The following is a 21,524-nucleotide window of genomic DNA, read 5'->3' as shown; positions in this document are numbered from 1 at the left end:
CACTGCAGCTTCCGCGCCAGCTCAGCAGCCAATCACTCACAGGCCGCGTTGCCACTCCTGGCGCAACCGGGCTTGTTGAGGCTGCTCGATGGCCTGACGCACCTGGGCCAGCAGGCGGGCCTTGTCGGCGCCCAGATTGCCCTTGAGTACCAGGTAATTGGAGGCGTGGTCGCTGCGGAATACCGTGTCACGCAGCTCCAGCCCCTGCAGCAGGCGCTCGACTTCGACGAACAGCTCATGCTGGCCGAGCGGCTCGAAGTCGGCAAAACCTTCGCGAAAACGCGCCTCACCAGTGGGGAAGCTGACCACCAGAGTCGAGAGAAACTCGGGCTGGGCCGCGTTCATCAGGCGTGCCGAATTGTCGGCGTGCTGGGCGCTGAGCGCGGTGCCACCGAGGCCATTGAGGATCATCACCGAGCGGGTGATGCCCGCCTCGCCGAGCTTTTCCAGAGCACTCAGGCTGGACTCGTAGGTCTCGCCCTTGTTGACCCGCGCCAGCACCTCATCGTCGCCGGACTCGCACCCGACATAGGCCATCTTCAACCCGGCGTCAGCCAGCTCCTTGAGCTCACTCACCGACTTTTTGCGCAGGTTGCGCGGCAGGCAGTAGCTGGAAACCCGCGTCACCTCGGGCATGTGCTCGCGGATGGCGGTGAGGATGCTCAGCAGGCGCCGCGTCGGCAGCACCAGGGCATCGCCGTCGGCGAGAAACACGCGCTGGACGATCAGCTGCTGACCGGCACGACGGATCTCTTCCAGCACTTCGGCTTCGTCGCGGGCGCGGAATTTCTTCTGCGGCTGGGTATACATCTCGCAGAAGGTGCAGTGGTTCCACGAGCAGCCGTTAGTCACCGGCAGGATCAGCGAGTGGGCTTCGCTCGGCGGACGGAAGACCGGTTCGATATAGGCGATGGGAAATTCGGCAGACATTTTTGAGATACACGAATAATTGATGATCTCGCGAGCTAGAGCCAGGCTAGGCGAAAAGACGCGAGGAAGCGGAGTTTACTGCAGTAAATGAGCTTTCCGAGCGTGTTTTCAACGACGCATGGCCGACGCGCAGCAGATCATCAGCCGCCGATAATTTTCATCACGGTAACACCGCCCGCAAAGGCAATGTCCTGTTTGTCGCCCAGCGCCCGCACCAGCAGCCGCTGTAGCGCCGGCAAGGCCTGGTGACGCGGCTTGTCGAGCAGGTCACCGACATAGTGGCGGTTGCTCGACGACAGGCAGCCGTGCAGCCAGCCGGTGGACGACAGGCGCAGGCGCGAGCAAGTGCGGCAGAACGGCACGCTTTCGTTGGCGATGACGCCGAAGTAGCCCTGCCCGGGAATCTGGTAGCGCAAGGCGGTGGCATCCAGCGGCGCGTCGGCCTGGACGAACTCATGCTGCTCGCCGATGCGCAGCAGCAACTCGTCCATGCCATAGAACTGCTGCAGGAACGCATTGCCATCACGGGCCAGATGGCCCATGCGCATCAGTTCGATGAAACGCAGCTCGAAGCCGCGCTCCAGGCAGTAATCGAGCATCGGCAAGACCTGCTCGTGGTTCTGCCCGCGCAGCGGCACCATGTTGATCTTGATCTGCATGCCCGCCGCGCGCGCCTCTTCCAGGCCCTGCAGCACGCTGGCCAGATCGCCGCCACGGGCAATGCGCTTGAACGCATCGGGGTCGAGGGTATCCAGGGAGATATTCAGCCGGCGCATGCCGCTTTCCAGCAGCAGCGGCAGCTTGCGACTGAGCAACTGGCCATTGCTGGTCAGACTGATGTCGCTGAGGCCGAGTTGGCTGACTTCACGCAGGAACAGGTCGAGCTTGGGACTGACCAGCGGCTCGCCACCGGTAATGCGCAGACGCTCGATGCCGGCAGCTTCGATCAGGTAGGCAACACCGCGCACCATGGCCTCGGCGGACAACTCGTCCTGGGCCGCGACCAGACGCTTGCCGTCCGGCACGCAGTAGGTGCAGGCATAGTTGCAGGCGGCGGTCAGGCTAATGCGCAGATTACGAAAGCGTCTGCCCTGGCGGTCAACGATCATGGGCAACTCCGACTGGGTATGAGCCGGAGTATATGCCCGCCGTCGACTGCAAAGAACGCATCATAGGCGGGCTGAATAGCATCAGACCGCCGGCGCTTCGCCGTCGCGTTTGCGCTTGTTGCCCATGCGCACGCCGATATCCATGAGGAACTGGAAGAAGCCGTCCTGGTCTTCCAGCACGTTGCTCCAGAACGGCGAGTGGTACAGCGCCACGGCGCCGTGCACCAGGGCCCAGGCTGCACAGTAGTGGAAGTACGGCGGCACGTCTTCGAGCTTGCCTTCGGCGATGCGACCCTTGATCAGCAGGGTCAGGCGCTCGAAGTTGGAGGCACGGATCTTGTGCAGCTGCTCGACCATCTCCGGTACCTGATTGCCCTTGACCACCTTCTCTTCCAGGCGGTCGAACAGACGGTAGCGTTGCGGGTCACGCATGCGGAACTCGAAGTAGGCACGCGACAGGGCTTCCTTGTCGCGGTCGACATCGGCCGAGTGCAGCAGCTCGTTGAGGTCGCGCTCGTAGTCGAGCATCAGGCGCAGGTAGACCTCCGCCTTCGACTTGAAGTGCTTGTAGATGGTGCCTTTGCCGATGCCCACCGCGTCGGCGATCATCTCGACGGTTACGCTGTCTTCACCCTGCTCGAGGAAGAGCTTCAGCGCGGTATCGAGAATTTCCTGTTCGCGACGGCGGAATTCACGGACTTTGCGAGGTTCTTTGTTCATAAAGTGACTACAGGATGAAAAATCAAGGCGCGATATTATGCCTGTTCAACGTCAAATTGCACGGATCATCGCCCATGTCAGTGTTTTCCGATGAGTTTCCCCAGGAACCCGGCCTGTTCTATCTCAACCATGCCGCCGTGGCTCCCTGGCCGAAGCGCGCCGCAGAGGCCGTGCGCCAGTTTGCCGAGCAGAACACCCGGCTCGGCGCCCGCGACTACCCGCAGTGGCTGAAAGTCGAACAGCGCCTGCGTGAACGCCTGCAGCGTCTGCTCAATGCACCGAGCCGCGCCGACATCGCCCTGGTCAAGAATACTTCGGAGGCCCTGTCGTTCGTCGCCTTCGGCCTAGACTGGCGCCCCGGCGACCAGGTCGTCATCAGCGACGAGGAGTTTCCGTCCAATCGCATCGCCTGGGAGGCACTCAAGCCACGCGGAGTCGAAGTGGTTCAGGTCAGCCTACAAGGCCGCGATCCAGAAGCGGATCTGCTGGCCGCCTGTGGGCCGCGCACGCGACTGCTGTCGATCAGCGCGGTGCAATATGCCAGCGGCCTGCGCCTGGATCTCGAACGCCTCGGTGCCGGTTGCGCGGGCAAGGGCGTGCTGTTCTGCGTCGATGCCATCCAGCAACTCGGCGCCCTGCCCTTCGATGTACAGGCCAGCGGCTGCGCCTTCGCCATGGCCGACGGGCACAAGTGGCTGCTCGGCCCGGAAGGCCTGGGCGTGTTCTATTGCCGCAGCGATCTGCGCGAGCAACTGACCCTGCATGAATACGGCTGGCACATGCTGGAACATGCCGGCGATTACGACCGCACCGACTGGCAACCGGCCCGCAGCGCCCGCCGCTTCGAATGCGGCAGCCCGAACATGCTCGGCGCCATGGCCCTGGAAGCAAGCCTGTCGCTACTGGAAGAGGTCGGCATGAGCAAGGTCGGCGCGCTGCTGGAAGAACGCATGCAGTACTTGCAGGAGGGCCTGCAACGCCTACCCGGCGCCAGCCTGCACAGCCCGCTGGAGGCGGCACGCCGGGCCGGCATCATCACCTTCAGCCTGGCCGGCTGGGATAACCAACAGCTGTTTACCCAGCTGCGGGAGAAGCAGGTGATTTGCGCGCAACGGGGTAAAGGTGTGCGCCTTTCGCCACATTTCTACACGGATTTTGCTGTGATCGAGCAGACGTTGGCGCTACTGGGCCAGATGGCACATGGCTGAGTGCTCAGCAGCCATCGCGGTATTCCAAATCTGTTTAAAAAACCGCGGCAACCTGCCTGGACGATGGGGAAACATGACCAATACTTGAGCTTACTGGTGTGCGGCATATCCCCCCAAGTGCCCCGCCAGTCAAGGTACCGTGGACCGCGTATCTTGATTTACTCCTAATGGTCTTAACCCGGATTCATCCCCCAGAATCCGGGTTTTTTTTGCCTGCGATTTGGCAAGATCATCCATCCGCTAGCGGGCTCACTCTCATCAAACTAAAAATAACTCTTTGTTTTACATGTAAAAATTAAATCTGCACGGAGACCTGTAGGAGCCAGCTTGCTGGCGATCTGGGCAGCTCAAAAGCATCGCCAGCAAGCTGGCTCCTACAGAGTTTGCGGCGCGACAGCGCTCCGTCGAAAACGGCGGGCTCACTCCTTACGGGCAATATCTCAGGCTACGCGGGCCAGCGGAAACAAACGCTTGAAGTTGGCCGTGGTCTGCGCGGCCAGATCCTCGAAACGCTCGCCGCGCACCAGCGCCAGGAACTCCGCCACCTCACGCACGTACTGCGGCAGGTTGGCCTTGCCGCGGTAGGGAATCGGCGCCAGGTAAGGCGAGTCGGTTTCTACCAGCAGGCGATCGGCCGGCACCTTGCGCGCCACTTCACGCAGGGCGTCGGCATTGCGGAAGGTGACGATGCCGGACAGGGAAATATAGAAGCCTAGATCCAGCGCGGCCTTGGCCATGTCCCAGTCTTCGGTGAAACAGTGCAGCACGCCGGCCTGGGGCAAGGCGGCTTCGCGCAGCAGGGCCAGGGTATCGGCACGCGCCTCGCGGGTATGCACGATCACTGGTTTGCCGGTGATTCGCGCGGCGTCCAGGTGCAGGCGGAAGGACTGCTGCTGCAGCTCCGCCGCTTCCGGTTCGTAGTGATAATCCAGGCCGGTTTCGCCGATGGCCACCACATGCGGATGGTTCAACTCGGCCAGCAGCCAGTCCAGTACCGGAGCGGCGCCCGGCTGCAGATCCAGCGGATGCACCCCCACCGAGCAATCGACATCGGCGTACTGCTCGGCCAGGCCTTTGACTGCCGCGGCGTTGGCAGCACTCACACCGATGCAGAGGAAATGCGCCACGCCACGAGCGCGCGCCGCGTCGAGGGCGGCATCCAGGGAACCGTTATGGAGAGCCAGGTCGAGGCGGTCGAGGTGGCAATGGGAGTCGATCAGCATGGGCATACCACTTAAACGAAAACGCCACCTTCACAGGTGGCGCAGAGTCACTTGGGACGAATTACATGGTGTGAGTCGGACGATCCGATTTCAGCGCACCGGCCAGGTAGGTCTCGATCTTGTTCCGCGCGGTGTTGTCGCCATCGTTGAACTGCACACCAACGCCAGCGGCGCGGTTGCCCTGGGCACCTTTCGGGGTGATCCAGACGACCTTGCCGGCGACCGGGATCTTCTCCGGTTCGTCCATCAGATTGAGCAACATGAACACTTCATCACCGAGCTTGTAGCTCTTGGCAGTGGGAATGAACAAGCCGCCATTCTTGATGAACGGCATATAGGCGGCGTAGAGCACGGACTTGTCCTTGATAGTCAGGGACAGGATTCCGTTACGCGGGCCAAGATTGGGTGGCAAGCTCATGCGACATTCCTAGCAGACTATCCAATTTTCGATTCTAGCCCGGTCCAGGCAGGCTTGCCCACTGCACCAGCAATGCTTCGAGAAGCAAGACACTGTTCAGGTTGGCCTTGCCGAGCACTTTCTGCCGCTGTTGCAGCAGCCAATCCTGCATGGCCAGCAACTTCGGCTGCGGGGTCTTGTCCGCCAGATACTGCACCACCTTGTGCATATCGGCCAGGCCCAGCCCCGTTTCGTCGCGGGTCAGCTGGTAGCGCAGCATGGCCTGGCTCCAGTCGCAGAACCAGTCGAACAGCATGATCATCGGCATGGCCTTCCATGCCTCGGCCAGTTGACTGGCACTGGCCTGCTGCTTGAGCAGCTTCTTCACTCCATCGACCACCAGGGCACGCTGTTCACGCACGCCCTGCTGATGCAGACGGCGAGCGGCCAGTGGCGAACCGGCAGCCAGGGTGAGCAGCTCGCGACGCTCGTCCTCGCCGCACTCCGGCAGTGCCTCGGCCAGCCAGGCCAGGCTGCTGGCCTGGTCTGGCAGCGGGCAGGCCTGCTGCACACAGCGGCTCTTCACGGTCGGCAACAGGCGGCTGGGCTGATGGCTGACCAGCAGCAGCACGGTGTTGCCGGCCGGCTCTTCCAAACTCTTCAGCAGGGCGTTGGCGGCATTGATGTTCATCGCCTCTACCGGTTCCAGCAGGACGACCTTGCGTCCGCCGAGCTGGGCGGTCTGCACCACGAAGCTGACCAGATCGCGGACCTGGTCGACCTTGATCGCCTTGTCCGCCTCTTCCGGCTCCAGCACATAGTTATCCGGGTGAGTCCCGGCGGCCAGCAGATAACAGCCCTTGCACTGCCCGCAGGCCTCCAGGCCCACCGGCTTGTGACACAGCAGCAGCGCCATCAGGCGCTCGGCCAGGGCACGCTTGCCGATGCCGGCCGGACCATGCAGCAGGTAGGCATGGGCATGCTGCTGGCGACCGGCCAGCTGCTGCCACAGGCCCTGCTGCCAGGGGTAGGCTTCAGCCACGGCAACGCTCCAGGATTTCCGGCAGCAGTCGATCGATGGACTGCTGCACGCCAGCCAGCGACTGCGCGGCGTCCAGCACGCGGTAGCGTGCCGGCGCGGCGGCAGCACGCTGCAGATAGGTCTGCCGCACCGCTTCGAAGAAGTTCTGGCCTTCCTGCTCGAAGCGATCCAGACGACCACGGGCAGCCGCACGAGACAGGCCGACTTCCACCGGCAGGTCGAACACCAGGGTCAGGTCGGGACGCAGCTCGCCCTGCACGAAACTTTCCAGCTGGGCGATACGCGCCGTGGACAGGCCACGCCCGCCGCCCTGGTAGGCATAGGTGGCATCGGTGAAACGGTCACAGAGCACCACCGTACCACGGCCCAGTGCCGGCACTATGACCTGCGCCAGATGCTGAGCGCGGGCGGCAAATACCAGCAGCAGCTCGGTATCGGCGGCCATCTGCTCAGCGCTCGGCGCCAGCAGCAACTCGCGGATACGCTCGGCCAGCGGTGTACCGCCCGGCTCGCGAGTCAGCAGCACCTCGATGCCCTGCTCGCGCAGGCGCTCGGCGAGGTACTCGCGGTTGGTGCTTTTGCCGGCCCCTTCCGGGCCTTCGAGGGTGATGAACAGACCGCTCACGGATGATCCTTATTGGGGTGCTGGACTGGAACGGTAGTCGGCACGACGCTTGAGCTGATACTCGCTCACCGCGCGGTTGTGCTGCTCCAGGGAGTCGGAGAATACATGGCTGCCGTCGCCGCGCGCGACGAAATACAGGCTCTTGCCCGCCACCGGGTGCAATGCAGCATGGATCGCCTCGCGGCCGACCAGGGCAATCGGCGTCGGTGGCATGCCATCGATGGTGTAGGTGTTATACGGCGTCGGCTCACGCAGATGGGCGCGCGTGAGGTTGCCGTTATAACGCTCGCCGAGGCCGAAGATCACTGTCGGATCGGTCTGCAGGCGCATGCCCATACGCAGACGGCGGACGAACACACCGGCGATCTGGCCACGCTCGGCCGGCACACCGGTCTCCTTCTCCACCATGGAAGCCATGATCAACGCATCGTAAGGCTTGCGATAGGGCAGACCCTCGGCGCGCTGCTGCCACTCCTCTTCCAGCACCTCGGTCAGGCGAGCATGGGCCTGCTTGAGCAGATCGAAGTCGCTCATGCCGCGCACATAGCGATAGGTATCCGGGAAGAAGCGCCCCTCGGGGTTGGCACCCGGCTGACCGAGCCTGGTCATCAAGGCGGCATCGTCGAGCCCGGCCAGGGTCTGCTTCAGGGCAACCTGCTTGTGCAGGGCCGCGCGTACCTGGCGAAAGCTCCAGCCTTCGACAAGGGTCAGGCTGTATTGCACCACCTCGCCACGCTGCCAGATGCCGAGCAGGTCCTGGGCAGTCTGGGCTGGCAGCAGGCGGTATTCGCCGCTGTGCAGCGGCTGCCCGGTCAGGTTGAAGCGCCAGTACAGGCGCAACCAGAAGGCGCCATCCAGCACGCCTTCGCCCTCCAGCTGATTGAGCAGGCCGCCAGGCGTAGCACCGGGCTCAACAATCAGCAGGCGTTCCTCACTTAGCTGCAGCGGTTGCTGCAACACCGAATGCATACGCCAGGCCGCCAGTGCCAAAGACAACACGAGCAGCAGCACACCTGCGGCGAGCAGCAGCAAAAACTTGCGAATCACGAATCAGGAATCCAGAAGACTGCGGATAATGGCCTGCAGTTTACGGGTGAGCGGGCCTACCGGCCAGTCGTGGCCCTGCAATTCGCGCACCGGCCAGATGCCGTAGAGGCTGTTGCAGAGAAACACCTCATCGGCGGCGAGCAGTTCTGCGCGGCTGATATCGCGGATGTGCACGACTATCCCGAGCGCTTCGGCCTGGGCCAGCACCTCGGCACGCATCACCCCCGCCACGCCGCAGCGCGATAGATCGGCCGTCAGCAATTGACCATCCCGGCACAGGAACAGGTTGCTGTAGACACCTTCGATCACCCGCCCCGAGCTGTCGCACATCAAGCCCTCGGCATAGGCCGGGTCCTGCCATTCGGCACGGGCCAAAACCTGCTCGAGGCGATTGAGGTGCTTGAGACCTGCCAGCAGCGGCTGCTCGGCCAGGCGGGTGACACAGGGGAACAGGCACACGCCCTGCTCGGCATGCACAGGCGGATAGACCGGCGCGGGATTACCCAACAGAACACGGCAGGGCCGGGTTGGTTGCGGCGGCGCATAACCGCGCAAGCCTTCGCCACGGGTGACGATCAACTTGGCCACGCCTTCGCCCAGCTCGGCACAGAAGGCCAGTAACTCGGCCTGCACGACTTGCAGATCAAGCGCCAGGGACAGGCGTTGCGCGCCCTGCTGCAAGCGCGCCAGGTGCCGCGCCAGCAAGCGCGGCTGGCCGCGCTGCACGGCGATGGTCTCGAACAGACCATCGCCATAGGCCAGGCCGCGATCAAGGATGGAAAGCTGCGTGGCCGGCTGGCCGTCGACCCAGCTCAGCATCAGCCGGCGAACCGGCGGAACACCAGCGAGCCGTTGGTGCCGCCAAAACCGAAGGAGTTGGACAGTACCGCGTCGATCGGCAGGGCCTTGGCCTGATGGGCGACGAAGTCCAGGTCGCAACCTTCGTCCGGCTCATCCAGGTTGATGGTCGGCGGCGCCACCTGATCACGCAGGGCCAGCACGCTGAAGATCGCCTCAACCGCACCGGCAGCGCCGAGCAGGTGGCCGGTCATCGACTTGGTCGAGCTGACCGACAGCTTGTAGGCGTTATCGCCAAATACCGACTTGACCGCCGCCGCCTCGGCCTTGTCGCCTGCCGAGGTCGAGGTGCCGTGGGCGTTGATGTACTGCACCTGATCGGCATTCAAACCGGCATCACGCAGCGCATTCTTCATGCAGCGCGCCGCGCCGGCGCCATCTTCCGGCGGCGAGGTCATGTGGTAGGCATCGCCACTCATGCCGAAACCGACCAGCTCGGCATGGATGGTCGCGCCGCGCGCCTTGGCGTGCTCCAGCTCTTCCAGAACCAGGGCGCCGGCGCCGTCGGACAGGACGAAACCATCGCGCCCCTTGTCCCACGGGCGGCTAGCCTTGGTCGGATCGTCATTGCGGGTCGACAGCGCGCGTGCAGCACCAAAACCGCCCATGCCCAGGCCACTGGTGGCCATCTCGGCACCACCGGCGACCATCACATCAGCTTCGCCATAGGCGATATTGCGTGCGGCCATGCCAATGCAGTGGGTGCCCGTGGTGCACGCCGTGGCAATGGCATAGTTGGGCCCCTGCAGACCCAGGTGGATCGACAGGAAGCCGGAAATCATGTTGATGATCGAGCCAGGCACGAAGAACGGCGAAATGCGCCGCGGCCCCTGCTCGAACAGCGACTTGCAGTTGCTCTCGATGTTGGTCAGGCCGCCGATACCGGAGCCCATGGCCACACCGATGCGTTCGCGATTGGCGTCGGTGACTTCCAGACCGGAATCACGCATCGCCTGGAAGCTGGCTGCCAGGCCGTACTGGATGAACAGGTCAAGCTTGCGGGACTCCTTGGCGCTCAGGTACTCCTCGACATTGAAGCCCCTGACCGAGCCGCCGAAACGAGTGGAGTAAGCGGACAGGTCCATATGCTCGATCAGGCCGATGCCACTGCGGCCGGCCAGAATTCCCTGCCAACTGCTCGCTACATCGACGCCCAAAGGCGACAGCATGCCCATACCGGTAACCACTACGCGTCTACGCGACACTGCGAAATCCTCTTGTTCTGTTTGCCACTAAGCGGCCCATTAAAGAAAAACCGCACGCCTCGTGAGGGGCAGTGCGGCTTTTCCTGGTCCGAAAACCGTCGATTACGATCAATCAGCCGTGGGCGTTGATGTAGTCGATGGCTTCCTGAACGGTGGTGATTTTCTCAGCTTGCTCGTCCGGGATTTCAGTCTCGAATTCCTCTTCCAGAGCCATCACCAGCTCAACGGTGTCAAGGGAGTCGGCACCCAGGTCTTCGACGAAGGAAGCACTGTTGGTGACTTCGTCTTCTTTAACGCCCAGTTGCTCGGCGACGATTTTCTTGACGCGTTCTTCGATGGTGCTCATGTCTAGTTTTCACTCCTATGGAAAAAGATCCGTGCAGCTGAGCCGCAGTGTATAGAAAGGGTTTTCTAACTTTCAAGCCAAACGCCAAGCCCTTCCAGAACAGTTCACAGCGCTGTCTGCCGCTGATTGCACTTTTGTAACGGACTTTAGACAGCTTTTATGACAATTTCCTGAAGCGCCGAGTCACATTCAGCTCATGTACATGCCGCCATTCACCGGCACAGTGGCGCCAGTGACATAGGCTGCGCCGTCGGAGGCGAGGAAACCGACCACCTTGGCGATTTCCTCGGCCTGGCCCAGACGGCCCAGGGGAATCTGGGTCAACAACGCTTCGCGCTGGGCTTCCGGCAGCTCTCGAGTCATATCGGTATCGATAAAGCCCGGCGCCACCGAGTTGACGGTGATAGCACGCGAACCCACCTCACGCGCCAGGGCGCGACCAAAACCTTCCAGACCAGCCTTGGCAGCAGCGTAGTTGACCTGCCCGGCATTGCCCATGGCACCGACCACCGAGCCGATGCTGATGATGCGCCCCCAGCGGGCCTTGGTCATGCCGCGCAGCACGGCCTTGGACAGGCGGAACAGGCTGTTGAGGTTGGTGTTGATGACATCGAACCATTCGTCATCCTTCATCCGCAGCATCAGGTTGTCGCGGGTGATGCCGGCATTGTTGACCAGAATGGCCACGGCACCGAAATCCTTCTGGATCTGCTCGAGAACAGCGGCTACCGACTCATCGCTACCGACATCCAGAACCAGGCCAGCGCCCTGAATACCCTCGGCCTTGAACGCTTCACCAATACGCTCGGCACCCGCAGCGGAGGTGGCGGTACCGACGACCACGGCGCCCTGGCGACCCAGCTCGAAAGCGATAGCCTGGCCGATGCCACGGCTCGCGCCCGTTACCAATGCAACCTTGCCTTGCAGACTCATAGAGGTCTCTCCTTGCTTAATCAAACCAGCGCCGCGCGAACCGCTGCGAAAGCGTCCGGGGTTTCCAGATTGTGAGTATTGATGCCTTTGACGCAACGCTTGTTCAAGCCTGCAAGGACCTTGCCGGGGCCACACTCGACCAGGTCGGTGACGCCTTGCTCAGCCAGCAGCACGATAGTTTCCACCCAGCGGACCGGACTGTAGAGCTGCGCCAGCAGATCACGCTTGAGGCTATCCAGATCGGCCGGCACCGCCGCCGTGACGTTCTGCACCAGGGCAATCTGCGGCGCCTGCCAGTTCAGGGCGGCGACCGCCTCGGCGAATTTCTCTGCCGCCGGGCGCATCAGCGCACAGTGCGACGGCACGCTGACCGGCAGCGGCATGGCACGCTTGGCGCCACGCGCCTTGCAAGCTTCGATGGCACGCTCGACAGCGGCCGCGCCACCGGCAATCACCACCTGACCGGGAGCGTTGAAGTTCACCGCACTGACCACTTCACCATTGGCTGCTTCGGCGCAGGCCGCCAGCACATCGGCATCGTCCAGACCGAGAATCGCCGCCATGCCGCCCTGCCCGGCCGGCACGGCCTGCTGCATCAGCTGGCCACGCAGCTCGACCAGCTTGAGCGCCTCGGCAAAGCCGATGCTGCCAGCCGCCACCAGCGCCGAATACTCACCCAGGCTATGCCCGGCGACGAAAGCGGGCTGCGCGCCACCTTCAGCCTGCCACAGACGCCACAGGGCAATGGAAGCCGCCAGGATGGCCGGCTGGGTCTTGTCGGTCTGGTTGAGTCGCTCTTCCGGCCCTTGCTGGGTCAGTGCCCACAGGTCATAACCGAGGGCATCGGCTGCCTCGTTGAACGCATCGCGGATCAGCGACCGCTGTGCGCCAATCTCGGCCAGCATGCCGAGCGACTGCGAGCCTTGGCCAGGAAAGACAAATGCGAGGGAGGTAGACATCAAAACTTTCCCTTATTTACTGATCGTTTGGGGGATTGCATACCCGGCAGAGCCAGGCACAGGACTGCAGATTGGATGACACGGAAAAACCTGCGGTCACAGACCAGACCGCAGGTTTTCTCAGATGTTCGAATGCGCGCCGTGGAATCGGCTAGAGCAACAGATCTTCGAGACGCCCATGCAGGCGCTGTGGCAGGTTCTCGCGGACTTCGATCAAGGCGCGACGAATGGCACTCTGGAAGCCCTCTACCCCCGCAGCGCCATGGCTTTTCACCACAATCCCCTGCAGACCGAGAAAGCTCGCACCGTTGTGCCGCGCCGGCGTCAAATCGCCCTGCAAGCGGCGCAGCAGCGGCAAGGCCATGCTGCCCACCAGTCGCGCAGCGATATTGGCGGTAAACAGGTTCTCGATCCGCGCCGAGATCATGGCTGCCAGACCTTCGCTGGACTTGAGCAGGATGTTGCCGACGAAACCGTCGCACACCACCACATCCGCCTCACCACGATAGAGGCCGTCACCCTCGATAAAACCGGTGTAATTCAAGCCATGAGCCTGCTGCAACAGACTCGCCGCCAGCTTGACCTGCTGGTTGCCCTTCACCTCTTCGGTACCGACGTTCAGCAGCGCCACTCGAGGATTGGCGACGCCCAATGCTTCGGCCGCTACCGAGCCCATTACGGCAAACTGGTAGAGGTGCTCGGCACTGCAATCGACGTTCGCCCCCAGATCGAGCAACTGACAGCTGCCCGTAGCGGTCGGCACCGGGCTGACCATCGCCGGGCGATCAATGCCCGGCAGGGTTTTCAGCACGTAGCGCGACAGCGCCATCAAGGCCCCGGTATTACCGGCACTGACGCAGGCCTGCGCGCGCCCACTGCGCACCAGTTCCAGCGCCACACGCATGGAAGCATCGGGCTTGCCACGCAGCGCCTGGGAAGGACGCTCGTCCATGCCGATCACTTCGCTGGCATGTTCGACGTGCAGGCGTGCGCGATCCACAGCAGGATGCCGGGCGATCAGTTCTTCAAGAATGGGGGCTTGGCCGACGAGGACCAGATGTAACGAGGGAAACTCAACCAGACAGGCGATGCTGGCTGGAACAATGCAGTGGGGACCGAAGTCCCCACCCATTGCATCAATCGCGATCAGCGGAGCGGACAAGGATTACTCGTCAGCGCCCTTGTCGATCACTTTGCGACCACGGTATACGCCTTCCGGAGATACGTGGTGGCGCAGGTGAACTTCACCGGTGCTCTTCTCGACGGACAGAGTGCTGGCCTCGAGAGCATCGTGGGAACGACGCATGTCGCGGGCAGAGCGGGATTTTTTGTTCTGCTGAACAGCCATAACTGATTAACTCCTAAACGTTTGGGTCACGCTTTAACTGCGCCAAAACACTGAACGGGTTGGACCGCGGTACCTCGTCCTCGCTCGACTCGGGCTCTTCGAGACCGGCCGGCTGCTGGCAATCTTCATGAGCATGGGCCGGAATGATGGGCAGAGCGAGCAACAGCTCATCTTCGACCAACGCCAGCAGATCCAGAGGATCCTCACCCACTTCAAGCGCGTCATAGCCCTGAGGCAGCGACTGGGTATCCGCACCTTCCTTCACCACCGCGTAATCACACTCGCTTTGGATCGGCAGGACGACCAGTTCCAGACAACGCTGGCAAATCATCTTGACCTCAACCTTGAGCTCACTGTGAATACTCACAGCACGTCGCTCACCACGCACGAAGGCTAGCTTCGCGTGCACCATACCGGCGTTATCGACCAGCGGGTCGCAGAGACGCTCGAAACTTGCCAGCGGCATCGACCCTTCGAGGGTAACGCCGCGATCAGCGAGTTTGCGCGGATCAACGTGGGGTGGAATCGGTCCATTCAACATAGGCGCGACATTCTAGGGACGCACCCCCACCCTGTCAAAGGAAATTCAGCCCTGTGCGCCAGGCAGCGCACTGGCTAAAATTCGCTTTTTTCAGGAGAAGCCCATGCTACCCCTGGTACTCGCCTCAAGCTCAGCTTACCGCCGCGAATTATTGACCCGCCTGCGCCATCCTTTTATATGGAGCAGCCCAGACATCGACGAAACGCCGACACCCGGCGAAAGCGCCACAGCACTGGTACGCCGCCTCGCCGAAGCCAAGGCGCGCGCCCTGAGCGGGCAATACCCGCACCACCTGATCATCGGTTCGGATCAGGTCGCCGTACTGGGCGAGCACATCATCGGCAAGCCCCATGACTTTGCCCGCGCCAAGCATCAACTACTGGCAGCCAGCGGCAACAGCGTTACTTTCCTCACCAGCCTGGCCCTGCTCAACAGCAGCACGGGACACTGCCAGGTCGACGCCGTACCTTTCACCGTACATTTTCGCTCACTCGACGAAGCGCAGATCACCCGCTACCTGCAAGCCGAGCAACCCTACGACTGTGCCGGCAGCTTCAAGGCCGAAGGACTCGGCGTCAGCCTGTTTCGCACCACCGAAGGCACGGACACCACCAGCCTGGTCGGCCTGCCACTGATCCGCCTGGTCAGCATGCTGCACAACGAAGGCCTGAGCATTCCCTGAGCCCATAAATGAAAAAGCCCGGCAAGCCGGGCCTCTTCGACAGCAACAGCTCAGCGCAGAGACGCCCCCTGGAAGCCCATTACGATGGCCAGACGCTCCGCCACGCTGGCACCCAGCTTCTTGGCAAAGCGATCGAACGGAGTCTCCTCACGGGTGTAATCGACCAGGTCTTTCGCTTTGATCACTTCGCGCGCGACGAAACTACTGCTACCCAGCGCGTCGACCAGCCCCAGCTCAAGCGCCTGCTCACCCGACCAGATCAACCCGGAGAACAGCTCCGGATGCTCCGCTGTTTTCAGGCGCTCACCACGACCCTTCTTCACGCTCTCGATAAACTGCTTGTGCGTGGTTTCCAGCACACCCTGCCAGAACTGGGTTTCCTCGGCCTTCTGCGGCTGGAACGGATCGAGGAAAGCCTTGTGCTCACCCGAGGTATAGACGCGACGATCCACACCAACCTTCTCCATTACCCCGACAAAACCGAAAGTGGCCGCCGTAACGCCAATGGAGCCCACCAGACTGGCCTTGTCGGCATAGATCTGATCGGCAGCACTGGCAATGTAATAGGCGCCGGAAGCCCCCAGATCGCTGATCACCGCATACACCTTGGTATCCGGATACTCGCCACGCAGGCGCTTGATCTCGTCGTAGATATAGCCGGACTGCACCGGACTACCGCCCGGACTGTTGATGCGCAGCACGATGCCCTTGGTCTTTGTATCCTCGAAGGCGGCACGCAGACTGCTGACCACATTGTCGGCACTGGCCTCCTCATCCGCCATGATCATCCCGCGCACCTCGATCAGCGCGGTGTGTTCCTTGCCAACCCCCGCACTCTGCTGCAGATCCAGCTTGGGAATAAACAGTGCCAGCGCACCGAACAGGTAAATAAAGGTCAGTGCCTTGAAGAAAATCCCCCAGCGCCGCGCACGACGCTGCTCCTGCACACCGGCCAGCAGGGTTTTCTCCAGCAACTTCCAGCTTTTATCGTCACCACCAGCGGCGGCCGATGCTTTCCATTCATCCGACATATTCACCCACCCCAAGCGTCTTTTCATGTATGTGCGCACCCAACCAGGTGCGCAACTCGGAAAACTCATTGATTGCCAGGCGCGGCCCGTGAACCCGCAAACTGTCCAGCGGCTGCGCGCCGAAACCCACCGCCACCGAATCGATACCGGCATTGCTGGCCATCTGCAGATCGAATACCGAATCCCCCACCATCAGCGCCTGCTCGGGCGCCATGCGGCAATGGGTGAGGATTTCCTGCAGCATCAGCGGATGCGGCTTGCTGGCCGTCTCGTCGGCGCAGCGAGTGACATCGAAATAATCCAGCCAGCCACGCCCCTGCAGCACCCGCTGCAGGCCATGGCGACTCTTGCCAGTCGCCACCGCCAGGCGATAGCCCTGCGCACGAAACGCCTCAAGCGACTCGGCTACGCCAGGAAACAGCGCCGAAGGCTCACTCTCCAGCAGCAGATATTGATCGCTGTAAGCAGCGCGAAAGCGCTCGACCAAGGCGTAATCCTCAAGCTGCGGATACAGACTGCGAATAGCCTCGGGCAAACCCAAGCCGATAATGCCCTTGATCGCCGCATCATCAAGCTGCGGCAAGCCGCACTGCTCGGCCGCCAGACGCATGGCCGCCACGATACGACCGATGGAATCCACCAGCGTGCCGTCCCAATCGAAGATCAACAGCCGATAGTCACGCACCGAGCCGCTCCAGGGTACGCACCCACATTTCATCGACGGGCGCCTCCACCTCAAGCACCTGCCCTTCCGGCAGGGTGATCTTCAGTGCATAGGCATGCAGGAACAGGCGCTTGCCACCCAGGTCGCGCACTTCGTGGGAAAAGTCGTCGTCGCCGTACTTGGGGTCACCAGCAATCGAATGCCCGGCATACTGGGCATGCACGCGAATCTGGTGGGTGCGCCCGGTAATTGGACTGGCCTCGACCAGCGTGGCGAACTCGCCGAAGCGGCGCAGCACGCGGAATACGGTCAAAGCCTCCTTACCCTCAGGATTGACCTCGACCATGCGTTCACCCGAACGCAAGTTGCTCTTCAGCAGCGGCGCGCTGATCTTCTTCTTTGCCGTCGGCCAACTGCCACGCACCAGCGCCATGTAGCGCTTGTCGACACCATCACCACGCAAGGCCTCGTGCAGGTGACGCAACATGCTGCGCTTCTTGGCAATCATCAGCAGACCAGAGGTGTCGCGATCCAGGCGATGGACCAGCTCAATATCCTTGGCGTCCGGGCGCAACTGACGAAAAGCTTCGATGACCCCGTAATTCAGGCCACTACCACCATGCACGGCAATCCCGGTCGGCTTATTCAGCACGATCAGCGCCTTGTCCTCATAGACGATGGCCGCCTCCAGGCGCTCAAGCAACCCCTGAGCAAGCGGCACTGGCTCGTCACGCTCAGGCAAACGCAGCGGTGGAACCCGCACGATATCGCCAGCCTGCAACTTGTATTCGGGCTTGATCCGACCTTTATTAACCCGCACTTCGCCTTTGCGCAGAATGCGGTAGATAAGCGTCTTCGGCACACCTTTGAGGCGGGCGAGCAGGAAATTATCGATTCGTTGGCCGGCATGATCCGGCGCAACCTCAAGCAGCTGGACGCCGGAGGTTGGAGAGGCAGGAGTAGTCATGCCCGCGATCATAACAATTTTTTATTGAATTGAAGCACTTAATCATTGCTGATATGCTCGGGAGCGCCGCCAAAAGCGGCCCGGTCAGCGGATGATCGCCACACTGCCATCCCTGCCGAGCGCAACCCATTCAGGACGTGAGGCCGTCCGACGGGGCTTTCGCCGCACAAGAGCGCGAAGATCCCGGAAATAACGCCTTGAGCCATAGACGCGCAAGCCTTCCCTTTGGGAGCTTGCGGAAAATGCTAACCCGCTGCGGATTCTGCGAGCGGCACCCGATTTTAGCGATACGTGTAGGGTGGAGATGCACAACCGTCGGACTGCGTAGCAACAAGCTTTATCAAGACGCTTCACTATCGTCCGCAGCGACTGGTTGATTCCTCCCCTGACTGAGTGCTTCTGTCACCACAGCAAGCAGGAGCGTCGTCGCAACCCAAACGCCACAGGCCAACGGTTGCTAGACACTGGAATGATTTACGCCCATTCCTGACGCGCCCTGACACCGACCGTGAGAGTCGTGTGTGCCAACCGCCGTTTCCGGCAGCTCCGGAAACCATTGGTACAACATGAAAAGAATGCTGATCAACGCCACTCAGCCCGAAGAGTTGCGTGTAGCCCTGGTAGACGGCCAGAAACTCTACGACCTGGACATCGAGTCCGGCGCCCGTGAGCAGAAAAAGGCCAACATCTATAAAGGCCGCATTACCCGCGTCGAGCCCAGCCTCGAAGCGGCTTTTGTCGACTTCGGCGCCGAGCGCCACGGCTTCCTGCCGCTGAAAGAAATCTCCCGCGAGTACTTCAGCAAGTCCCCGGAAGGCGGTCGCGTCAACATCAAGGAAGTCCTCAAGGAAGGCCAGGAAGTCATCGTCCAGGTCGAGAAGGAAGAGCGCGGCAACAAAGGCGCCGCCCTCACCACCTTCATCAGCCTGGCCGGTCGTTATCTGGTGCTGATGCCGAACAACCCACGTGCAGGCGGCATCTCCCGCCGCATCGAAGGCGAAGAGCGCAACGAACTGCGTGAAGCGCTGAACGGCCTCGACGCCCCGGGCGACATGGGCCTGATCGTGCGCACCGCCGGCCTCGGCCGCTCCAGCGACGAACTGCAGCTCGACCTCGATTACTTGGTGCAACTGTGGACCGCGATCAAGGAAGCCTCGCTGGATCGCGCCGCGCCGTTCCTGATCTATCAGGAATCCAACGTGATCATCCGCGCTATCCGCGACTACCTGCGCCAGGACATCGGCGAAGTCCTGGTCGATAGCGTCGAAGCCCAGGAAGAAGCCCTGTCCTTTATCCAGCAGGTCATGCCGCAGTACGCCAGCAAGATCAAGCTGTACGAAGACAGCGTGCCGCTGTTCAACCGCTTCCAGATCGAAAGCCAGATCGAAACCGCCTTCCAGCGCGAAGTGAAACTGCCGTCCGGCGGCTCCATCGTCATCGACCCGACCGAAGCCCTGGTGTCCATCGACATCAACTCGGCGCGTGCGACCAAAGGCGGCGACATCGAAGAAACCGCCCTGCAGACCAACCTGGAAGCGGCTGAAGAAATCGCCCGCCAGCTGCGCCTGCGTGACATCGGCGGCCTGATCGTGATCGACTTCATCGACATGACCCCGGCCAAGAACCAGCGCGCCGTGGAAGAGAAAGTCCGCGAAGCCCTGGAAGCCGACCGCGCCCGCGTGCAAGTCGGTCGCATCTCGCGCTTCGGCCTGCTGGAAATGTCCCGTCAGCGCCTGCGCCCGTCCCTGGGTGAAAGCAGCGGCATCGTCTGCCCGCGCTGCAACGGCCAAGGCATCATCCGCGACGTCGAATCGCTGTCGCTGGCAATCCTGCGCCTGATCGAAGAAGAAGCCCTGAAGGACCGTACCGCCGAAGTCCGCGCCCAGGTGCCGATCCCGGTTGCCGCCTTCCTGCTCAACGAGAAGCGCAACAGCATCACCAAGATCGAGCTGCGCACCCGCGCACGCATCATCATCCTGCCGAACGATCATCTGGAGACCCCGCACTTCGAAGTGCAGCGTCTGCGCGATGACAGCCCGGAAGTGATGACCGGTCAATCCAGCTACGAGATGACCCCGGCCGAAGTCGAAGACGTCCAGCCGGCAGCCGCCACCCGCACCCTGGTGCGTCAGGAAGCTGCGCTGAAAACCACTCCGCCACGCGCTGCTGCTCCGACCCCGGCTGCAGCGCCGGCCCCGCTGGCCCCAGCCGCAGCGACCGCGGAACCGAGCCTGTTCAAGGGCCTGGTCAAGTCGCTGGTCAGCCTGTTCGCCAGCAAGGAAGAGGCCGCCGCCCCGGCAGCCGAAGAGAAGCCGGCCGAACGTAAACCACGCAGCGATGAACAGCGTCGTGGTGGCCGTCCGCAGAACCGTCGCGACGGCAACCGTGGCAACCGCGGCAGCCGTGACGAAGAGCGTAAGCCGCGTGAAGAACGCCAGCCGCGCGAAGCCCGTGAACCGCGTGAGCCACGCGAAGAGCGCCAGCCCCGTGAAGCTCGTGAAGTCCGCGAGCCACGCGAGCCCCGTGAAGAGCGTCAGCCGCGCGAAGCCCGCGAGGGCCAGGAGCCACGCCGCGAGCGTCCGCCACGCGAAGCCCGTGAGCCGCGCGAAGAGCGTCGCCCACGCGAACTGCGCGAACCGCTGGATGCCACCGCCACTGACGAAGTCCGTAGCGAGCAACCGCGCAACGAAGAACGCGCCGAGCGCAAGCCACGTGAAGAGCGCCAACCGCGCCCGCCGCGTGAAGAGCGTCAGCCGCGTGCCGAACAGGCCGCTGCCGTAGCCGAAGAAGAAGTACTGGAAAACGGCGAGCAGCTCGATGATGGCCAGGAAGGTGGTGAAGGTGGCGATCGTCCGCGTCGTCGCTCCCGCGGTCAGCGTCGTCGCAGCAACCGTCGCGAGCGTCAGCGTGATGCTGATGGCAACCTGATCGAAGGCAGCGAAGAAGGTGCCGAAGAAGAAGGCACTGAAGGCGCCGTCGTCGTGACCGCTGCCGTTGCCGGCACCGCACTGATCAGCGCAGAAGCTGCACCGACCAGCGAGCAACCGAACGAAGTCGTGGAAAGCGCTCCGGTCAGCGACAGCCGCAACGAAGCTACTGAGACCGCCGAAGCCGTCGTTGAAACTGCCGTAGCAGTGGAAGCACCGGCCGTGGTGGTTGAAGCCCCCTTCCAGACCGAAGCCCCGGCCGAAGTTGCTGCGGTAGAAATCGCTGTCGTGGAAGCCGCCCCGGTGGTTGCTGAAGCTGCACCGGTCAACGTCAGCACTGAAGAAGCGGCCCCTGCCGCTGCCGAAGTGATTGTCGAGGCAGCCGCCCCGGTTGTCAGCGGTGGCCGCGCGCCGAACGACCCGCGTGAAGTGCGTCGTCGTCAGCGCGAAGCCGAGCGCCTGGCTGCCGAAGCCGCCGCTGCGCCGCAAGCACCAGTCGCGGTTGAGACACCGGTAGCCGAAGTGGCTGAAGCCGCCCCCGTCGAAGCCGAGGCACCTGCCGAAGCTGCCGTGGCGCAAACTCCGGCCATTGAGCAAAGCGAGACCGAGGCAGCAGCGGAAGAAGTTCCGGCCCTGCTCGTCGAGACCGCTCAGCAACAGGACGCGGAAGAAGCCAAGCCGCAAGCCTGAAACTGAGGCAATAAAAAGCCGGACCTAGTGTCCGGCTTTTTTATGCCTGCGATTCAGCCTGCAGGCCGACCT

22 protein-coding genes are annotated in these 21,524 nt (G+C 62.4%); 3 read left to right on the top strand and 19 right to left on the bottom strand.

From position 1 onward, the window contains the following. Positions 1-36: 36 nt before the first annotated feature. The 3 genes from HNE05_RS08265 to HNE05_RS08255 form a co-directional block, all read right to left on the bottom strand. Positions 37-930: a radical SAM protein gene (locus HNE05_RS08265; RefSeq protein ID WP_173205466.1), complete on the bottom strand. Its 894-nt coding sequence runs from the start codon at positions 928-930 to the stop codon at positions 37-39. A gap of 140 nt (positions 931-1,070) precedes the next feature. Next, a complete protein-coding gene (locus tag HNE05_RS08260; RefSeq protein WP_173205463.1) occupies positions 1,071-2,039 on the bottom strand; it encodes a GTP 3',8-cyclase MoaA in 969 nt (322 codons plus the stop codon). Positions 2,040-2,120: 81 nt separating this feature from the next. Next, positions 2,121-2,759: a TetR/AcrR family transcriptional regulator gene (locus tag HNE05_RS08255; protein WP_173205460.1), complete on the bottom strand. Its 639-nt coding sequence runs from the start codon at positions 2,757-2,759 to the stop codon at positions 2,121-2,123. A gap of 74 nt (positions 2,760-2,833) precedes the next feature. On the opposite strand from HNE05_RS08255, the gene HNE05_RS08250 reads away from it, so the two are divergent. Then, positions 2,834-3,967 carry an aminotransferase class V-fold PLP-dependent enzyme gene (locus tag HNE05_RS08250; RefSeq protein ID WP_173205457.1) on the top strand — a complete coding sequence of 378 codons (1,134 nt, stop codon included), beginning with the start codon at positions 2,834-2,836 and terminating at the stop codon, positions 3,965-3,967. A 440-nt stretch (positions 3,968-4,407) separates the two neighbouring features. Here the strand turns inward: HNE05_RS08250 and HNE05_RS08245 are convergent, their stop codons facing one another. The 13 genes from HNE05_RS08245 to HNE05_RS08185 form a co-directional block, all read right to left on the bottom strand. Further along, positions 4,408-5,190, bottom strand: a complete 783-nt coding sequence (locus HNE05_RS08245) for a TatD family hydrolase (RefSeq protein WP_173205454.1) — start codon at positions 5,188-5,190, stop codon at positions 4,408-4,410. 61 nt (positions 5,191-5,251) lie between these two features. Next, on the bottom strand, positions 5,252-5,608 hold the full coding sequence (locus tag HNE05_RS08240; protein ID WP_110682561.1) for a PilZ domain-containing protein: 357 nt from the start codon (positions 5,606-5,608) through the stop codon (positions 5,252-5,254). A gap of 34 nt (positions 5,609-5,642) precedes the next feature. Next, positions 5,643-6,629 (bottom strand): DNA polymerase III subunit delta', encoded by a 987-nt coding sequence (locus tag HNE05_RS08235; RefSeq protein ID WP_173205450.1) that lies wholly within the window; start codon positions 6,627-6,629, stop codon positions 5,643-5,645. After that, entirely contained in the window at positions 6,622-7,254 is a 633-nt protein-coding gene (gene tmk / locus HNE05_RS08230) for a dTMP kinase (RefSeq protein ID WP_173205447.1), read from the bottom strand. Before tmk ends, HNE05_RS08235 begins: the two co-directional genes overlap by 8 nt. A 9-nt stretch (positions 7,255-7,263) precedes the next feature. After that, positions 7,264-8,301 (bottom strand): endolytic transglycosylase MltG, encoded by a 1,038-nt coding sequence (gene mltG / locus HNE05_RS08225; RefSeq protein ID WP_173205444.1) that lies wholly within the window; start codon positions 8,299-8,301, stop codon positions 7,264-7,266. Positions 8,302-8,304: 3 nt separating this feature from the next. Then, a complete protein-coding gene (gene pabC, locus HNE05_RS08220; RefSeq protein ID WP_173205441.1) occupies positions 8,305-9,120 on the bottom strand; it encodes an aminodeoxychorismate lyase in 816 nt (271 codons plus the stop codon). Then, complete coding sequence (gene fabF, locus HNE05_RS08215) at positions 9,120-10,364, bottom strand: beta-ketoacyl-ACP synthase II (protein WP_173205438.1); 1,245 nt, start codon at positions 10,362-10,364, stop codon at positions 9,120-9,122. The genes pabC and fabF overlap by 1 nt, the downstream gene beginning before the upstream one ends. A 112-nt stretch (positions 10,365-10,476) precedes the next feature. Further along, positions 10,477-10,710, bottom strand: coding sequence for an acyl carrier protein (acpP, locus tag HNE05_RS08210; protein WP_160081363.1), 234 nt, complete (start codon positions 10,708-10,710; stop codon positions 10,477-10,479). A gap of 189 nt (positions 10,711-10,899) precedes the next feature. Continuing rightward, entirely contained in the window at positions 10,900-11,643 is a 744-nt protein-coding gene (fabG, locus tag HNE05_RS08205; RefSeq protein WP_173205435.1) for a 3-oxoacyl-ACP reductase FabG, read from the bottom strand. 20 nt (positions 11,644-11,663) lie between these two features. Next, positions 11,664-12,602, bottom strand: coding sequence for an ACP S-malonyltransferase (gene fabD, locus HNE05_RS08200; RefSeq protein WP_173205432.1), 939 nt, complete (start codon positions 12,600-12,602; stop codon positions 11,664-11,666). A gap of 151 nt (positions 12,603-12,753) precedes the next feature. Then, entirely contained in the window at positions 12,754-13,764 is a 1,011-nt protein-coding gene (plsX, locus tag HNE05_RS08195; protein ID WP_173205429.1) for a phosphate acyltransferase PlsX, read from the bottom strand. Between the two features lie 3 nt (positions 13,765-13,767). Continuing rightward, positions 13,768-13,950 (bottom strand): 50S ribosomal protein L32, encoded by a 183-nt coding sequence (gene rpmF / locus HNE05_RS08190; RefSeq protein ID WP_003245185.1) that lies wholly within the window; start codon positions 13,948-13,950, stop codon positions 13,768-13,770. A gap of 13 nt (positions 13,951-13,963) precedes the next feature. Then, positions 13,964-14,491, bottom strand: a complete 528-nt coding sequence (locus tag HNE05_RS08185) for a YceD family protein (protein ID WP_173205426.1) — start codon at positions 14,489-14,491, stop codon at positions 13,964-13,966. A 103-nt stretch (positions 14,492-14,594) separates the two neighbouring features. On the opposite strand from HNE05_RS08185, the gene HNE05_RS08180 reads away from it, so the two are divergent. After that, the gene (locus HNE05_RS08180) at positions 14,595-15,173 is read left to right on the top strand and encodes a Maf family protein (protein WP_173205423.1); all 579 of its coding nucleotides are present in this window, start codon (positions 14,595-14,597) and stop codon (positions 15,171-15,173) included. 50 nt (positions 15,174-15,223) lie between these two features. On the opposite strand, the gene sppA is transcribed toward HNE05_RS08180, so the two are convergent. From sppA to rluC, 3 genes are read right to left on the bottom strand one after another with little or no spacing between them, the layout of a single operon-like run. Beyond that, entirely contained in the window at positions 15,224-16,204 is a 981-nt protein-coding gene (gene sppA / locus HNE05_RS08175; RefSeq protein WP_173205420.1) for a signal peptide peptidase SppA, read from the bottom strand. Beyond that, positions 16,194-16,922, bottom strand: coding sequence for an HAD-IA family hydrolase (locus HNE05_RS08170; protein WP_173205417.1), 729 nt, complete (start codon positions 16,920-16,922; stop codon positions 16,194-16,196). The genes sppA and HNE05_RS08170 overlap by 11 nt, the downstream gene beginning before the upstream one ends. Then, positions 16,882-17,835, bottom strand: a complete 954-nt coding sequence (gene rluC / locus HNE05_RS08165; RefSeq protein ID WP_173205414.1) for a 23S rRNA pseudouridine(955/2504/2580) synthase RluC — start codon at positions 17,833-17,835, stop codon at positions 16,882-16,884. The genes HNE05_RS08170 and rluC overlap by 41 nt, the downstream gene beginning before the upstream one ends. A gap of 566 nt (positions 17,836-18,401) precedes the next feature. Between rluC and rne the strand changes: the two genes are divergently transcribed. Then, the gene (gene rne / locus HNE05_RS08160; RefSeq protein ID WP_173205411.1) at positions 18,402-21,452 is read left to right on the top strand and encodes a ribonuclease E; all 3,051 of its coding nucleotides are present in this window, start codon (positions 18,402-18,404) and stop codon (positions 21,450-21,452) included. Positions 21,453-21,524 lie beyond the last annotated feature (72 nt).

The organism is Pseudomonas campi (assembly GCF_013200955.2).
Lineage (GTDB): Bacteria > Pseudomonadota > Gammaproteobacteria > Pseudomonadales > Pseudomonadaceae > Aquipseudomonas > Aquipseudomonas campi.
This window is presented reverse-complemented; position numbering and strand designations above follow the sequence as displayed.

What these genes read in the sequence shown, in the direction of transcription:
- HNE05_RS08260 (WP_173205463.1), bottom strand. Translation starts at nt 2,039, where the DNA reads ATGATCGTTGACCGCCAGGGCAGACGCTTTCGTAATCTGCGCATTAGC.
- rpmF (WP_003245185.1), bottom strand. Translation starts at nt 13,950, where the DNA reads ATGGCTGTTCAGCAGAACAAAAAATCCCGCTCTGCCCGCGACATGCGT.
- HNE05_RS08265 (WP_173205466.1), bottom strand. Translation starts at nt 930, where the DNA reads ATGTCTGCCGAATTTCCCATCGCCTATATCGAACCGGTCTTCCGTCCG.
- HNE05_RS08170 (WP_173205417.1), bottom strand. Translation starts at nt 16,922, where the DNA reads ATGAAATGTGGGTGCGTACCCTGGAGCGGCTCGGTGCGTGACTATCGG.
- fabG (WP_173205435.1), bottom strand. Translation starts at nt 11,643, where the DNA reads ATGAGTCTGCAAGGCAAGGTTGCATTGGTAACGGGCGCGAGCCGTGGC.
- fabD (WP_173205432.1), bottom strand. Translation starts at nt 12,602, where the DNA reads ATGTCTACCTCCCTCGCATTTGTCTTTCCTGGCCAAGGCTCGCAGTCG.
- HNE05_RS08245 (WP_173205454.1), bottom strand. Translation starts at nt 5,190, where the DNA reads ATGCTGATCGACTCCCATTGCCACCTCGACCGCCTCGACCTGGCTCTC.
- pabC (WP_173205441.1), bottom strand. Translation starts at nt 9,120, where the DNA reads ATGCTGAGCTGGGTCGACGGCCAGCCGGCCACGCAGCTTTCCATCCTT.
- rluC (WP_173205414.1), bottom strand. Translation starts at nt 17,835, where the DNA reads ATGACTACTCCTGCCTCTCCAACCTCCGGCGTCCAGCTGCTTGAGGTT.
- acpP (WP_160081363.1), bottom strand. Translation starts at nt 10,710, where the DNA reads ATGAGCACCATCGAAGAACGCGTCAAGAAAATCGTCGCCGAGCAACTG.
- HNE05_RS08180 (WP_173205423.1), top strand. Translation starts at nt 14,595, where the DNA reads ATGCTACCCCTGGTACTCGCCTCAAGCTCAGCTTACCGCCGCGAATTA.
- HNE05_RS08250 (WP_173205457.1), top strand. Translation starts at nt 2,834, where the DNA reads ATGTCAGTGTTTTCCGATGAGTTTCCCCAGGAACCCGGCCTGTTCTAT.
- HNE05_RS08255 (WP_173205460.1), bottom strand. Translation starts at nt 2,759, where the DNA reads ATGAACAAAGAACCTCGCAAAGTCCGTGAATTCCGCCGTCGCGAACAG.
- sppA (WP_173205420.1), bottom strand. Translation starts at nt 16,204, where the DNA reads ATGTCGGATGAATGGAAAGCATCGGCCGCCGCTGGTGGTGACGATAAA.
- HNE05_RS08240 (WP_110682561.1), bottom strand. Translation starts at nt 5,608, where the DNA reads ATGAGCTTGCCACCCAATCTTGGCCCGCGTAACGGAATCCTGTCCCTG.
- HNE05_RS08185 (WP_173205426.1), bottom strand. Translation starts at nt 14,491, where the DNA reads ATGTTGAATGGACCGATTCCACCCCACGTTGATCCGCGCAAACTCGCT.
- rne (WP_173205411.1), top strand. Translation starts at nt 18,402, where the DNA reads ATGAAAAGAATGCTGATCAACGCCACTCAGCCCGAAGAGTTGCGTGTA.